Annotated in this window: 16 protein-coding genes; 12 read left to right on the plus strand and 4 right to left on the minus strand. The window is 61.2% G+C overall.

Annotated elements, in window-relative coordinates; translation table 11 throughout:
• Positions 1 to 108: 108 nt before the first annotated feature.
• A complete protein-coding gene (locus tag H6B15_RS06945; protein ID WP_204647270.1) occupies positions 109 to 1041 on the plus strand; it encodes a LysR family transcriptional regulator in 933 nt (310 codons plus the stop codon).
• A gap of 112 nt (positions 1042 to 1153) precedes the next feature.
• Here the strand turns inward: H6B15_RS06945 and H6B15_RS06950 are convergent, their stop codons facing one another.
• Positions 1154 to 1525 (minus strand): Fur family transcriptional regulator, encoded by a 372-nt coding sequence (locus tag H6B15_RS06950; protein WP_204647271.1) that lies wholly within the window; start codon positions 1523 to 1525, stop codon positions 1154 to 1156.
• A 246-nt stretch (positions 1526 to 1771) separates the two neighbouring features.
• Between H6B15_RS06950 and rbr the strand changes: the two genes are divergently transcribed.
• Entirely contained in the window at positions 1772 to 2314 is a 543-nt protein-coding gene (gene rbr / locus H6B15_RS06955; protein WP_207751508.1) for a rubrerythrin, read from the plus strand.
• 69 nt (positions 2315 to 2383) lie between these two features.
• Here rbr and H6B15_RS06960 read toward each other — a convergent pair whose 3' ends face one another.
• Positions 2384 to 3157: an HD domain-containing protein gene (locus H6B15_RS06960; RefSeq protein ID WP_204647272.1), complete on the minus strand. Its 774-nt coding sequence runs from the start codon at positions 3155 to 3157 to the stop codon at positions 2384 to 2386.
• A 206-nt stretch (positions 3158 to 3363) separates the two neighbouring features.
• On the opposite strand from H6B15_RS06960, the gene H6B15_RS06965 reads away from it, so the two are divergent.
• From H6B15_RS06965 to mgtE, 6 genes are all read left to right on the plus strand, one after another.
• Entirely contained in the window at positions 3364 to 3942 is a 579-nt protein-coding gene (locus tag H6B15_RS06965; protein ID WP_204647273.1) for a TetR/AcrR family transcriptional regulator, read from the plus strand.
• Between the two features lie 92 nt (positions 3943 to 4034).
• Positions 4035 to 4541, plus strand: coding sequence for a PTS sugar transporter subunit IIA (locus H6B15_RS06970; RefSeq protein WP_204647274.1), 507 nt, complete (start codon positions 4035 to 4037; stop codon positions 4539 to 4541).
• Between the two features lie 118 nt (positions 4542 to 4659).
• Positions 4660 to 5241, plus strand: coding sequence for a hypothetical protein (locus H6B15_RS06975; RefSeq protein WP_204647275.1), 582 nt, complete (start codon positions 4660 to 4662; stop codon positions 5239 to 5241).
• Between the two features lie 13 nt (positions 5242 to 5254).
• Positions 5255 to 6601, plus strand: coding sequence for a transglutaminase-like domain-containing protein (locus tag H6B15_RS06980; RefSeq protein ID WP_204647276.1), 1347 nt, complete (start codon positions 5255 to 5257; stop codon positions 6599 to 6601).
• A 54-nt stretch (positions 6602 to 6655) separates the two neighbouring features.
• Positions 6656 to 7294, plus strand: a complete 639-nt coding sequence (locus H6B15_RS06985; RefSeq protein WP_204647277.1) for an RpiB/LacA/LacB family sugar-phosphate isomerase — start codon at positions 6656 to 6658, stop codon at positions 7292 to 7294.
• Positions 7295 to 7673: 379 nt separating this feature from the next.
• Positions 7674 to 9035 (plus strand): magnesium transporter, encoded by a 1362-nt coding sequence (mgtE, locus tag H6B15_RS06990; protein WP_204647278.1) that lies wholly within the window; start codon positions 7674 to 7676, stop codon positions 9033 to 9035.
• A gap of 61 nt (positions 9036 to 9096) precedes the next feature.
• Here mgtE and H6B15_RS06995 read toward each other — a convergent pair whose 3' ends face one another.
• Together H6B15_RS06995 and H6B15_RS07000 are read right to left on the minus strand one after the other, a co-directional pair.
• The gene (locus H6B15_RS06995) at positions 9097 to 10146 is read right to left on the minus strand and encodes an aldose epimerase family protein (protein WP_204647279.1); all 1050 of its coding nucleotides are present in this window, start codon (positions 10144 to 10146) and stop codon (positions 9097 to 9099) included.
• A gap of 16 nt (positions 10147 to 10162) precedes the next feature.
• Complete coding sequence (locus H6B15_RS07000; RefSeq protein ID WP_204647280.1) at positions 10163 to 10507, minus strand: YerC/YecD family TrpR-related protein; 345 nt, start codon at positions 10505 to 10507, stop codon at positions 10163 to 10165.
• A 275-nt stretch (positions 10508 to 10782) separates the two neighbouring features.
• On the opposite strand from H6B15_RS07000, the gene H6B15_RS07005 reads away from it, so the two are divergent.
• The 4 genes from H6B15_RS07005 to H6B15_RS07015 all read left to right on the plus strand — a co-directional run bounded on the left by H6B15_RS07005 (position 10783) and on the right by H6B15_RS07015 (position 13147).
• The gene (locus H6B15_RS07005) at positions 10783 to 11904 is read left to right on the plus strand and encodes a sodium ion-translocating decarboxylase subunit beta (protein ID WP_204647281.1); all 1122 of its coding nucleotides are present in this window, start codon (positions 10783 to 10785) and stop codon (positions 11902 to 11904) included.
• Between the two features lie 28 nt (positions 11905 to 11932).
• Complete coding sequence (locus tag H6B15_RS15670; RefSeq protein WP_275950975.1) at positions 11933 to 12064, plus strand: OadG-related small transporter subunit; 132 nt, start codon at positions 11933 to 11935, stop codon at positions 12062 to 12064.
• Positions 12065 to 12176: 112 nt separating this feature from the next.
• Positions 12177 to 12719: a sigma-70 family RNA polymerase sigma factor gene (locus H6B15_RS07010; protein ID WP_204647282.1), complete on the plus strand. Its 543-nt coding sequence runs from the start codon at positions 12177 to 12179 to the stop codon at positions 12717 to 12719.
• A gap of 152 nt (positions 12720 to 12871) precedes the next feature.
• Positions 12872 to 13147: a zinc-ribbon domain containing protein gene (locus H6B15_RS07015; RefSeq protein WP_204647283.1), complete on the plus strand. Its 276-nt coding sequence runs from the start codon at positions 12872 to 12874 to the stop codon at positions 13145 to 13147.
• The last annotated feature ends 36 nt before the right edge of the window (positions 13148 to 13183 follow it).

Genomic DNA, 13183 nt, shown 5'->3' on the forward strand with positions numbered 1-13183 from the left:
CATGTGAAATTCAAATCTGTTATATTCTATAAAAGAATTTTATAGATAAAAATTATTGCGGGCGGGCGTTTCCCTCTTTGTCCGCACTTCCGGGAGGGATTCTTTTTTATGAATACGACCCAGCTGGAATGTTTCATGGCCGTGGCCAACTATCTCAACTTTTCCCGGGCGGCGGAGCAGCTGCGCATCACCCAACCGGCGGTGAGCCATCAGATCACCACCCTGGAGGATGAACTGGGGGTCAAGCTGTTCCGGCGTACCAGCAAGAGCGTCCGCCTTACCCAGGAAGGGTTTCAGTTCACCCAGTATGCCAGCGAGATCCTCAAGCTGTCGGAGCTTTCCAAGGCCCGGATGAAAAAGTTCCGCACCGAGGAGATGACCCGGGTGGCCATCGGCTGCCGCAACACCACCGAACTGCGGGTGCTGCGCCCGGCCCTGGAACGGCTGCGGACGGAGCAGCCCAGACTGCTGCCGGCGCTGCGGCTGATTCCCTTTGACGCGGTGAAAAACCTGCTGGCAGATGGAGACATCGACATGATTTTTTCCTTCCGGGGGCCGGGGCGGGGCACAGGAGAGGAAGCCAAACAGAAATTCCGCACCCTGACCCAATGCCGGGCGGTGTGCGTTTGCAGCGACACCCACCCCCTGGCCGGACGGCAGAGCCTGACAGTGGGAGAACTGGCCGGGGCCGGGCGCATTGCGGTCTGCCGCCCGCCCATCTGCCCGCCGGCCTTGTTTGCCGTCCAGACCCGGGTGGTGGGCAGCCGGTCACCGGAACAGGTGCTGTTCTGTGACAACCAGGACGTGGTGGGCACCCTGGTGGAAACCGGCTACGCCTTTGCGGTCATGGCGGATTTCCCTTCCGCCCGGCGGGAGGGCCTGTGTTACATTCCGCTGCCGGAATTCGAACCCCTGACCTTCGGGGCTTTGTACATGGCGGGCAACCGCAACCCGGCCCTGAAAGAATTCCTGACCCTGCTGGAGAAGACCCTCTGCCACCCCGATCCCGCGCACACCACCGACGGGATGGGCATACTCTGATACAGAGAAGGCGCACAGACCGGAATCCCTTCCGCGCCTGTGCGCCTTCTTAAAAAAAGAAAAAGCCCGGTCCCCGGCGGGGGACTGGGCGGCGGGCAGAATGCCCATACTGTCACTGTGCGTTCTTGGCCCGGCAGGCAGGGCACAGATAATGGATGGTCAGCTGGTAGCTGCGCACCTCGGTGCCGATGGCGCTCTCGATCTCCTTGACCAGGCCAACCACCGGAATATCCTGCAGGTCCCCGCACCCGTCACAATACAAATGGCCGTGGGGGGCCGAGGTCTTGTCGTACCGGTCGGGGCCCTGGGGCATTTCCAGCCGGGCAATCTCCCGGGCCTGCTCCATCAGCTTCAGATTGCGGTATACGGTGCCGCGGGCGATGTTGGGCATCTGCTGGCGGGCCTGGGCGAAGATCTCGTCGGCCGTCATGTGGCGGGGACTTTGGCGCATCAGGTCCAAAATCAGGCGTTTTTGACGTGTCATGAAAGTCCCGTCCTTTCTCATTGGTTTGAATACAATAAGATTGTATCCTATAAATACTGTATTCTATCCGGGGCTTCTTGTCAATGCGGTTTTGATGTGTTTGAGCATTTTTCACAATTTTATATACGAAAAAACGGCGAAAACGGGCTTGACATCCACCGCCGGAACCGGTATACTCTAGTTAAGACAAAGTCTTAAACGTTTATTCAAAATAAATCTACACCGACAAAAAGGAGAGATACGATTATGGAACTCAAAGGCAGCAAGACCGAAAAGAACCTGTGGGAAGCTTTCGCCGGTGAAAGCCAGGCCCGCAACAAATACACCTACTTTGCCTCCAAGGCCAAGAAGGAAGGCTACGAGCAGATCTCGGCCATCTTCACCGAGACTGCCAACAATGAGAAGGAGCATGCCAAGATCTGGTTTAAGCTCCTGATGGAAAACGGGGAAATCCCTGATACCCTGACCTGCCTGAAGATGGCTGCCCAGGGCGAGAACGAGGAGCACACCTCCATGTATCCCCGCATGGCCGCCGAAGCCAAGGAGGAAGGCTTTGACCAGATTTCCGCCCTGTTCAGCATGGTGGCGGGCATCGAGAAGGAGCACGAGGAGCGCTACAAGGCCCTGGCCGCCAACATCGAAGCCGGCAAGGTCTTTGCCCGCGAGACCGAGCAGGTCTGGCAGTGCCGCAACTGCGGTTTCATCTACATCGGCACCCACGCCCCCGTCAAGTGCCCGGTGTGCGCTCATCCCCAGGCTTACTTTGAACTGAAGTCCAAGAACTTCTGATTTTTCCCCAAACAGCACAGCACCCCCGATGCAAAAAGGCATCGGGGGTGCTTTTTTTGTATCATCGGGTCAGCGGGCGGCCTGCTCCAGCCAGCTGCGCAGATGGGTGCGCATGGCGGCAAAGTCCCGGGCGGTGTCCGGGTTTTCGGTCTCGAAATCCAGCAGCTGCCACAGATATCCCTGGCGGCTCACTTCCCGCCGGCTTTCGGGGTAAACCAGCTCGTACACCAGGGAAGCGTGCCCCACCACGTTGTCCACCGGGGTGCGCTTCAGGGTGCGCAGCACGGCGTGGTGGGCGTAAAAAGCGTCCAGCACGGCGTGGGTCACGGGGGCGGTGCGCAGGGCCTCAGTGGTCACGTTGTAGATCTCTTCCAGGGGCGTTTCCACGTTCACCCGCAGAATATCGATCTTGTCCGCGTCACGCAGAATGTTGCACAGCCGCAGGGTGTCCGGGTCTAGGCCTTCGGGCAGGCGGTAGGCGCTGTGCCACCGCACCGCCGTGCGCAGGGGCCCGTCAGCGGAAGCGTCGTCCAGGTAATCCCGGATATGCCCCTGGACAAACAGCACTTCCTCGCTGCAGGCGGCGTGGTCGATGGACTTGGCATCCTCAAAGGTGCCGTACCGGCGCAGCTGTTCAAACCGGCCCACGTCGTGCAGCAGCCCGGCCAGCCAGGCCAGGTCGGTGTCCGCCTCGGACAGCGAAAGGCTGCGGGCAATCTGCTCACACAGGGCGGCCACCCGATAGGTGTGCTCGATTTTCAGGCGCACTTTGGGGTCGGTGGGGTCATAGGCCCGGGTATATTCGGCAAACGCGCGGCGGGCACGGTCGCGGTCCAGCGTCATGGGGGACACATCCTTTCCGGAATAAGGGACTTTTTACATTATAACACTGCCGCGGCGGAATGAAAAGCCGTCTGCAATGCACAAAAACGGAAATACTGCATATCCTTTTTTGAACAAATTGCCCGTTTTTCCTTGACAAATGCCGCCCGCACCACTAGTATAAAAGTAGGAAGTCGCGCCAATACCGCGAGAAAGGGAGCAATACAATGAACAGCAAAGGCGAAGCCAACCGCAGCGTTCGGGCCACCCGTCGGCGTTTGTGTGATGCGTTGGTGTCTTTGCTGGTGCAGAAACCGGTACGGGACATCACGGTCCGTGAACTCACCCGCCTGGCCCGCGTCAGCCGCGGCACCTTCTATTTTCATTATCGGGATATTTATGAACTTCTGGACCGGCTGGAACAGGAACAGGTGGACCAGCTGAACCTGTTTATGGATGCGCTGCTGCCCCGGCTGGACAGCGACACCACCCCTACGGCCCTGCTGGCCCTGTTTGAGTATCTGGACCAGAACGACGCCATCTGCGCCGCACTGCTGGGCCCCAACGGGGACCCCGCTTTTGTGCAGCGGCTGCAGACGGTCATTTCGGAGCGGTGTCTGGGGTATATGGCCCCGGACGGCGGCACCGCCCGGCAGCATTACCTGACCTCCTTTGCGGTGCAGGGGTGTTTCGGCGCCATTGCCCTGTGGCTGCAAAAGAACAAACCGGAATCGGTGGAACAGATGGCCGCCATCACCTGGCAGGGCATCCGCGCCGTGCAGCGCCAAATTGCCGCCGAAGATTGACAGATTTTTCATTGATTTTACCAAAGGTTTCGTGTAAAATAGAGGATAAGAACTCGCCCGCCGCGCGGGCCAGCAAAGAAGGAGAGACCATCATGGGATTTTTTGACATGTTCAAGAAGAAGGAAGCTCCCGTTCCGGCCGGGCCGATCATGGTCGCGGCGGACGCCAAAGGCACCGTTGTCAAGATGGAAGACATTCCCGACGAAGTGTTCGCACAGGGCATTCTGGGCCAGTGCTGCGGCATTGATCCCGCTGTGGGCGAGGTGTACGCCCCCATCGACGGCGAGATCACCCAGGCGCCCGACACCCTGCACGCTCTGGGCATCCAGGGCGCCGGCGGCGTGGAAGTGCTGATTCACGTGGGCGTGGACACCGTGGAGATGAAGGGCGACGGTTTTGCCGCCAAGGTCAAGATGGGCGACAAGATCAAGAAGGGCCAGCTGCTGCTGACCATGGATCTGGACAAGATCAAGGCTGCCGGCCATCCCGCCGTTGTCATCACCGTCATCACCAACACCGACGACTTTGCCAGCGTGGATCTGGTGGCTTCCGGCGATGTGGAGCCGGGCGCCGACATGCTCAAGGTGACCAAGGGCTGAAAATTGTACACAACCCTTCCGGCAGGGAAGGGCAGGGGCGCCGCGGCGCCCCTTTTCTTTTTGGGGGCGGTATGCTACAATGGTCCCGGAAGATCACAGATAAAGGATGGTTGAAAGTATGAGTGCGATCCTGGCAGTGTGCGGTGAGGCTTTCTGCGCCATGGTCAGCGACGGCCGCATGGTGGAAGAGCCCATCAGGGACGGCAAGCCCAAGGTCATCACCAATGACCTGCCCAAGCTGCGTAAAGTGAACAAGAACATTCTGGTGGGGTTTGCGGGCGACACCCTGGCCGCCGTGCAGATCATCAACGCCCTGGATGAGTACGATACCCGCTACATCACCCTGGAAAAAGCGGTGCGCGTTCTGGCTGAAAAGGCCCGCACCATGGAGATCCAGCCGGTGGGGGTGCGGATCCTGGTGGGCGGCCGGGGCCGCAAGGGGGACTTTCTGCTCACCAGCCTGGGCAGCGACCAGAACTTTGAGCCCCAGACCCAGCCCGCCCGGCAGGGCGCCTACCTCATCGAGGGCGCCTGCTCCCACACCGACATCGGTCCCTACCTGGAAGAGAAGGTCAAGCCCGAAGCCGCCGGCTGGAAGAGCCTGGACGATGTGGCCAAGACCCTGGATGGCTGCATTGCCGCCATTGCCGAGACAGACAAGACGGTGAACACCACCTATTACCGTGAAATCGTACTGTAAGGAGGCTTTTTCCATGGATCGCAACGCGGTCTTTGCCGACCTTTCGGCCGGCGTGCCTGCCGATGTGCAGCGGCTGTACATGGCGGGGTATTTTGCCGCCGCCAACGCCCGTATCGATCAACTGCTGGCCCAGGACCGCCTGCCTCACACCGGCAAAAACGCCCTGCTGGCTTTGCGTGAGATCATGCGCCGCATCCCCGACAACTATACCCTGGACCGGGAGGCCGCCATCGCCCTGGTGCAGAAGGAAATCCCCGATTTCACCCCGGCGGAATTCGACGCCCTGGTGGCGGACGACCGGGTGGACTGGCGCTACATCGAAGGCAAGCCCTATTATCTGGACCGCTTTCTGGAAGCGCTTCGCCTCTACCCGGACATGATCGCCCGGGGCCTGACCCCCGACCCGGCCTCCGGCGTGCGGGGCAAGGTCATGGCCGCCATGAAGGAGCGGGGCCATCTTTCGGCCACCATCACCCTGCGGGCGTCGGTGGGGCCGGACCATCCCGCCGACCCCGACGCCGAGCTGCGGGCCTGGCTGCCCATTCCGGCGGCCTGCGAACAGCAGAGCGAAATCGAGATTCTGGACGCTACCCCCGGCACCGAGTTTGCCCACAGCGATGCCGAACAGCGCACCGCCTACTGGTGCGGCCGGGCAGGGAACGGCCCCTTCACCGTGACCTACCGCTACCACATCCGGGCGGACTACCGGGACATGGACACCCTGACCCCGGACGAGGTGCAGCCCACCTTCTGCACCGGGGAACAGGCCCCCCACATTGTCTTTACTCCCTGGCTGCGAGGGTTGTGCACCGAGATCACCGAAGGCTGCCACGGTCCGGTGGAAAAGGCCCGGGCCATCTACGATTACGTCACCACCCACACCAACTACCGCTACCAGCCGGCTTACGCCTGCCTGGAATCCATCGCCGACAACTGCGCCAAGTCCGGCTGGGGGGACTGTGGGGTCATGGCCCTGCTGTTCATCACCCTGTGCCGCATCGCCGGCATCCCGGCCCGGTGGCAGAGCGGGCTGTACGTCACCCCCCAGGGGGCGTCCAGCCACGACTGGGCCCAGTTCTACATTGCCCCCTACGGCTGGCTGTGGGCGGACTGCTCCTTCGGCTCCGGCGCCCATCGCCGGGGGGACGAGGAGCGCCGCCGGTTCTATTTCGGCAACCTGGACCCCCTGCGCATGGTGGCCAACCGGGAGTTTTACGCCCAGCTCACCCCGCCGGATGAGGAGTGGCGCAACGACCCCTACGACAACCAGGCCGGGGAAGCCGTGCTGAACGGGCAGCCTCTGCATGGAGACGCGCTGAACTACCGGCGAGAGGTTCTGTCCTTTGAGATGGAAGAATAAATAAGGTATCCTGTATTCATTTCTGAATATCTACATAAAAAAGGAGACTGTATCATGAAAATCGCACTGATCAACGAAAACAGCCAGGCCGCCAAGAACGCCCTGATCGAAGCCAGCCTGCGCAAGGTTGTGGAGCCCATGGGTCATGAGGTGGTCAACTACGGCATGTACACCGCCGAGGACAACGCCCAGCTGACCTACGTGCAGAACGGCATTCTGGCCGCCGTGCTGCTGAACTCCGGCGCAGCCGACTATGTCATCACCGGCTGCGGCACCGGCGAGGGCGCCATGCTGGCCCTGAACAGCTTCCCCGGCGTCATCTGCGGCCATGTGGAGGACCCCGTGGACGCCTACACCTTCGCCCATGTGAACGACGGCAACGCTGTGGCCATGCCCTTTGCCAAGGGCTTCGGCTGGGGCGGCGAGCTCAACCTGGAATACTGCTTCGAAAAGCTGTTCGGCTTCGGCCACGGCCAGGGCTACCCGAAAGAGCGCGTGGTGCCCGAGCAGCGCAACAAGAAGATTCTGGACGGCGTGCGCGCCGTGGCTTTCCGCGACCTGTGCGACATCCTGAAGGAGCTGGACCGCGACCTGGTCAAGGGCGCCTTTGCCGGTGAGCACTTCGCCGAGTACTTCTTCCCCGCCTGCAAGGACGAGAAGATCGCCGCCTGCGTCAAGGAACTGATGGCCTGATTCTTCCTCCAAACGGCAGACAATCTCAGAATGGTCAATGGGTCGGGCAGCCTTCGGGCTGCCCGATTTTGTTTGCCCGGGCGTGAAAATTTTCTTGCCGGGCGGGGTTGACTTGGCCGCTCCGACATGGTAGAGTTATGATGCCCGGGGCCAGGCCCCGAATTTTGCAACGAAAGGACGGTGGTTGACGAATGGAACTTCCCGGTAGTCCTGTGAACCGATGTGAATACCAGTCGGCAGCCGCCGTTTCGGAACAGTTCGGCGGGGCAAGGGCGCGGTTTTGACCAAGCGCACCTTTGCCCCACCGGGCTTGGCCACGCATTGCGTTGGCTGAATTCTACCGAACTGCAGGCTGCCGCCGAAAGGAGGCAGCTTTTTTATGTCTGATACCACGATCCAGACCATCAAGACCATGCTGGCTCACCTGGATGATGCCAAGAAATACCAGAGCCTGCGCGACGTATTGCAGACCCTTCCGGCCCCCGACGTGGCCGCCGTGTTCGAGGATCTGCCCCCGGAAAAACTTCCGGTGCTCTACCGCCTGTGCCCCAAGGACCTGGCGGCGGAAATTTTTGCCGAGCTCACCCCCGAAACCCAGCAGAGCCTGATTGAAGGCCTTTCGGACAAGGAACTGAAAGTGGTGGTGGAGGAACTCTGCGCCGACGATGCCGCCGACCTGGTGGAGGAGATGCCCGCCGGGGTGGTCAAGCGGATTCTGGCCCAGGCGGGGCCAGAAACCCGCCAGATGATCAACGAACTGCTCAAGTACCCGGAGGATTCCGCCGGCGGCGTCATGACCCCGGAATTCATGGAACTGTCCCCGGACTGGACGGTGCGCCGGGCCATGGACGAAATCCGCAACCACGGCTTTGACAAGGAGACCATCAACAACTGCTATGTCACCGGCCCCGACCGCACCCTGGAAGGGGTGGTGTCCCTGCGGGCGCTGGTACTGGAAAAGAATGAGGACCGCACCGTGCGGGAGCTGATGGAACCGGGGGTCATCAGCGTCCACACCTCCACCGACCGGGAGGAGACCTCCCAGCTGTTTGAAAAATACGGCTTTCTGGCCATTCCGGTGGTGGACAACGAAAAGCGGCTGGTGGGCATTGTCACGGTGGACGACGCCATCAGCATCCTGCAGGACGAAGCCAGCGAAGACTTCGCCAAGATGAACGCCATGTCCCCTGTGGACAAGCCCTACTTCCGCATGAGCATGTGGGAGCTGTACAAGAGCCGTACCCCCTGGCTGCTCTTCCTCATGCTCAGCGCCACCTTCTCCAGTCTGGTCATCCGCGGGTACGAGAACGCCCTGGCGGCGGTCACCGTGCTCACCGCCTACATCCCCATGCTCACCGACGCCGGCGGCAACGCAGGCAGCCAGAGCACTTCCACCATCATCCGCGGGGTGGCGGTGGGGGACATTCACCCCCGGGACCTGCCCCGCATCCTCTGGCGGGAAATGCGGGTGGCCCTCATGTGCGGCGGCACCCTGGCCATCTGCAACATCCTCAAGCTCTCCTTGTTCGACCAGGTGGGACTGGGGGTGGCCCTGGTGGTCAGCCTGACCTTGCTGTGCACCGTCCTGCTCTCCCAGCTCATCGGCGGCGCTTTGCCCCTGGCGGCCCGCAAGATCGGCATCGACCCGGCGGTCATGGCCTCGCCCCTGATCACCACCATTGTGGACACCACCACCCTGCTCATCTACTTCAACTTCGCCCGGCTGATCCTGCATCTGTGACAGCCGTGTCCCTGCAAAACAAAAGCCGCCCGGCGCAAGCCGGGCGGCTTTCTGTTTTGTGTTACAGGGGCGCGGTATCAAACCGGTACAGGGTGGTGGCGCTGTAGGCCGCCTTGGGGGTCACGGTGGTGTCCGGGAACTCCATGTGGTTGGGCGCGTCGGGGAAATCCTGGGTTTCCAGGCAGACGGCCTCCCGGGCATGATACTCGGCGCCCTCCTTGCCGGGGCAGTTCAGGCTCATCCCGTTTACCGAGTACAGCTGCACACCGGGCTGGGTGGTCAGGGTCTCCATCCGGATACCGGTCTGGGGGCCGGTGAGCCAGGCCGCATGGCGCAGGCCGGTGTCCGCAATGACGAAGCAATGGTCATAGCCGCCGCCCAGTTTCAGGGCGGGGTAGTCGGCCTCGATGTCCCGGCCGATGGTCTTTTCCTCGGTGAAATCCATGGGGGTGCCGGCGGTGGGAATCATCTTGCCGGTGGGGATCAGATTGGCATCGGTCTCCAGAAAGGCGGGAGCGTCCATCTGCAGCCGGTGCCCCAGGGCGGTGCCGGAGGCATGGCCGTTGAGGTTGAAGTAGCTGTGGTTGGTGATGTTGACGACGGTGGGGGCGTCGGTGGTGGCACTGTACTGGATCATCAGGCCGCTGCCCACCAGACTGTACTCCACCTCCAGGGTCACCTTGCCGGGAAAACCGTCGGTGCCGTCGGGACTCACGGCCCGCAGCAGCACGCCGTCGTCGCCGCTGCCCGAAAGCTCCATGTCGAAGACGGTGCGGTGGAACCCGTGGTTGCCGCTGTGCAGGCAGTTGCCGTGGTCGTTGGCGGTCAGGTGGTATTCCTCCGCGTTGAGGAAGAACTTCGCCCCGCCGATGCGGTTGGCGTAGCGGCCCACCACCGAACCCAGGCAGCCGCCGTTGGTTTCATAGCCGGCCACATCCTCAAAGCCCAGCACCACGTCCACCGGGTTGCCCTTGCGGTCGGGCACAATCAGTTTCTGGATGGCGGCGGCATAGCTGATGATATGCGCCTGGATAATGCCGTTGTCCAGCACGGCCACCTGGATGGGGGTGCCGTCGCTGGTATGGCCGAAATCGCGGATATGTACGCTCATGGTCAGGGACCTCCTTTTACTCTTCGGACCGGGAACTTTCGTCCTCGTCGGCAGCCTTGTGCTGCAGGTCGTACCGCACGCTGGCGGCCACACTGCCGGTGCCGTAGTTCAGCATGCGGTTCACCCGGGATACGGTGGCGCTGGACGCGCCGGTCTCCCGCCGGATTTCGCTGTATACCTTGCCTTGCAGCAGGCAGCTGGCCACGTCGTACCGCTGTTCCAGGGTGCGCAGTTCGGTCACGGCACACAGGTCGTCAAAAAAACGGATGCACTCTTCCAGATCATCCAGCCGCAGGATGGCTTCATACAAAGCGGTGCTGCGGCCCTGATCGGGGGAGCCGTTGGGGTTTGCAACGCGCATGGGCGTTCTCCTTTACTGTTACAGCTCCGTTCCGGCGATGGAACGGAGGAATCTTGGTGAGCGTGCCCAAAAATACAAAGGGCTTGCCGTTACCATTGTAGCAATTTCCCCATAGCAAGTCAAGGCGTTAAAGCGGTGAACTGTTCCTGCCATTTTGGGCAGAATGCACGGTAAAAATACGGATAAAAAGGCAAAATGACCCTTGACAGCGTCTTTTTGCTCCTTCATAATGAGACATAAAGCGAATAGATGTTAAAAAGGAGGTCTGTCTCGCTATGGAGGCACTTTTCGGCAATGTCCTGAACCTGCAGTGGCAGCAGGTGGTCATGTGGATCATCGGCGCGCTGCTGATCTGGCTCGCAATCAAAAAACAGATGGAACCCTCGCTGCTTTTGCCCATGGGCTTCGGCGCCATCCTGGTCAACCTGCCCCAGTCCGGCGCCGTCACCCAGATCATCGACGGTGTCACCGAGCTGGGCCCCATCGATGTGCTGTTCAACTCCGGCATCGCCAACGAACTGTTCCCGCTGCTTCTGTTTGTGGGCATCGGTGCCATGATCGACTTCACCCCGCTGCTGTCCAACCCCAAACTGATGATCTTCGGCGCGGCGGCACAGTTCGGCATCTTCTTCACCCTGTGCGTGGCCGCCCTGCTGGGCTTTGACATCAAGGACGCCGCCTCCATCGCCATCATCGGCGCGGCCGACGGCCCCACCTCCATCTTTGTGGCCAACTTCTTCCAGTCCAACTATCTGGGCGCCATCGTGGTGGTCGCCTACTCCTACATGGCGCTGGTTCCCATCATCCAGCCCACCGTCATCCGTGCCGTCACCACCAAGGCCGAGCGCCGCATCCGCATGGGCTACGCCGACCGCCCGGTGAGCAAGACCACCAAGATTCTGTTCCCCATCATCATCACCATCATCGCCGGCCTGGTGGCCCCCCGCAGCGTGGCCCTCATCGGTTTCCTGATGTTCGGCAACCTGGTGCGGGAGTGCGGCGTGCTGGAAGGTCTGTCCGAAACCGCACAGAAAGACCTGGCCAACCTGATCACCCTGCTGCTGGGCCTGACCGTTTCCACCAAGATGCAGGCGGCCAGCTTCCTCACCGTGCAGACCCTGATGATCCTGGCCCTGGGCCTGGTGGCTTTTGTCTTCGACACGGTGGGCGGCGTTGTGGTGGCCAAGATCTACAACATCTTCGCCAAGACCAAGATCAACCCCATGATCGGTGCGGCGGGCATCTCCGCCTTCCCCATGTCGGCCCGTGTCATCAACAAGATGGGCCTGCAGGAGGACAACCAGAACTTCCTGCTCATGCATGCGGTGGGTGTCAACGTTTCCGGCCAGATCGCCTCGGTCATTGCCGGCGGCATGATCCTGACCCTGTTCGCCTGATTCCGTCTTATATAATAAGGAGTATACCATGCTGAATTTTCAAACTTTGCTGGAAGTACTGCCCAAAGCCGGCATGGGCTGGGGCGGCGTTTTTGTGGTGACCGTGGTCATCATTCTGGCGGTGGAACTGCTGAACTACTTCACCGGCCGCAACAGCTGAGGGCAAAAAAGCCCTTGCCTGCGGCATTATCCGGCAGAAAATGATTGACAAACGGGGTCGCAGCCGCTACAATGGGAACTACCGTATCCGCACCGTCCCAAAGGAGCCGTCTATGCAGCCGATCAGTGAGGAATTGTTGCAGCGTGCTGCCCAGGGGGACGAGACCGCTCTGGCGGCGCTGATCGCCCGCATGATGCCCGTCATCCGCAAAGGTGCCTGGTCCGCCCAGGCTCCGGGCCTGGATTTTGACGACGCCGTGCAGGAGGGGCTCATCGGATTGTTCGGTGCGGTACGCGGGTATGATCCTTCCCGCGGGGTGCCCTTTGCGGCGTATGCCGCCAACTGCATTGTCAATGCCCAGCGCGACGCCCACCGCGCCGCCACCCGCAAAAAGCACGCGCCGCTGAACGACAGCGTGCCGCTGCCAGAGGACCAAGCTGCGCCCGGTCCGGAGGAACTGGCCATCGCCAGTGAGAACCGCACCGATGTGCTGGCGCAGATCGACACCCTGCTTTCCCCGCTGGAGCGCGCCGCGCTGCTGGCCAGCCTGGACGGGCTTTCGCCCACGCAGACGGCCAAGGTGCTGGACCGTGCCCCCCGTGCGGTGGAAAATGCTCTGGCCCGGGCCCGACGCAAACTGCGCGCCGCGCGCTGACCACCCCTTTGGACTTGGACGGTTCCCGCCGTCTTGGTCATATAGTAACCTGCCCCAAGTAGCTTAGCAATCAGTTCTTCCTTTGGTCCTTACCAAGCAGGCGTTGGTTGAAATCTTCCGCGGGCAAATATTTTTAAGAGGAGATACCCATTATGTTCGAAGACAAGACTTTGGTATGCAAGGATTGCGGCAAAGAGTTCGTCTGGACCGCCGGCGAGCAGGAATTCTACGCCAGCCGTGGTTTCGAGAACCAGCCCCAGCGCTGCAAGCCCTGCCGTGACGCCCGCAAGAACGCTGTCCGTGGTGAGCGCCAGATGTTTGACGCTGTCTGCGCCAGCTGCGGCAAGGCCTGCAAGGTTCCCTTCCAGCCCCGCGAAGACCGTCCGGTCTATTGCAGCGAGTGCTTCGCCAAGATGAAGGAAAACTGATTCGCTTCACCTGAAAAGCATAACAAACCCCGCCGT

It is taken from the genome of Gemmiger formicilis, assembly GCF_016900095.1.
Taxonomy (GTDB): Bacteria; Bacillota; Clostridia; order Oscillospirales; family Ruminococcaceae; genus Gemmiger; species Gemmiger formicilis_A.

What these genes read in the sequence shown, in the direction of transcription:
- H6B15_RS06945 (WP_204647270.1), top strand. Translation starts at nt 109, where the DNA reads ATGAATACGACCCAGCTGGAATGTTTCATGGCCGTGGCCAACTATCTC.
- H6B15_RS06950 (WP_204647271.1), bottom strand. Translation starts at nt 1,525, where the DNA reads ATGACACGTCAAAAACGCCTGATTTTGGACCTGATGCGCCAAAGTCCC.
- rbr (WP_207751508.1), top strand. Translation starts at nt 1,772, where the DNA reads ATGGAACTCAAAGGCAGCAAGACCGAAAAGAACCTGTGGGAAGCTTTC.
- H6B15_RS06960 (WP_204647272.1), bottom strand. Translation starts at nt 3,157, where the DNA reads ATGACGCTGGACCGCGACCGTGCCCGCCGCGCGTTTGCCGAATATACC.
- H6B15_RS06965 (WP_204647273.1), top strand. Translation starts at nt 3,364, where the DNA reads ATGAACAGCAAAGGCGAAGCCAACCGCAGCGTTCGGGCCACCCGTCGG.
- H6B15_RS06970 (WP_204647274.1), top strand. Translation starts at nt 4,035, where the DNA reads ATGGGATTTTTTGACATGTTCAAGAAGAAGGAAGCTCCCGTTCCGGCC.
- H6B15_RS06975 (WP_204647275.1), top strand. Translation starts at nt 4,660, where the DNA reads ATGAGTGCGATCCTGGCAGTGTGCGGTGAGGCTTTCTGCGCCATGGTC.
- H6B15_RS06980 (WP_204647276.1), top strand. Translation starts at nt 5,255, where the DNA reads ATGGATCGCAACGCGGTCTTTGCCGACCTTTCGGCCGGCGTGCCTGCC.
- H6B15_RS06985 (WP_204647277.1), top strand. Translation starts at nt 6,656, where the DNA reads ATGAAAATCGCACTGATCAACGAAAACAGCCAGGCCGCCAAGAACGCC.
- mgtE (WP_204647278.1), top strand. Translation starts at nt 7,674, where the DNA reads ATGTCTGATACCACGATCCAGACCATCAAGACCATGCTGGCTCACCTG.
- H6B15_RS06995 (WP_204647279.1), bottom strand. Translation starts at nt 10,146, where the DNA reads ATGAGCGTACATATCCGCGATTTCGGCCATACCAGCGACGGCACCCCC.
- H6B15_RS07000 (WP_204647280.1), bottom strand. Translation starts at nt 10,507, where the DNA reads ATGCGCGTTGCAAACCCCAACGGCTCCCCCGATCAGGGCCGCAGCACC.
- H6B15_RS07005 (WP_204647281.1), top strand. Translation starts at nt 10,783, where the DNA reads ATGGAGGCACTTTTCGGCAATGTCCTGAACCTGCAGTGGCAGCAGGTG.
- H6B15_RS15670 (WP_275950975.1), top strand. Translation starts at nt 11,933, where the DNA reads ATGCTGAATTTTCAAACTTTGCTGGAAGTACTGCCCAAAGCCGGCATG.
- H6B15_RS07010 (WP_204647282.1), top strand. Translation starts at nt 12,177, where the DNA reads ATGCAGCCGATCAGTGAGGAATTGTTGCAGCGTGCTGCCCAGGGGGAC.
- H6B15_RS07015 (WP_204647283.1), top strand. Translation starts at nt 12,872, where the DNA reads ATGTTCGAAGACAAGACTTTGGTATGCAAGGATTGCGGCAAAGAGTTC.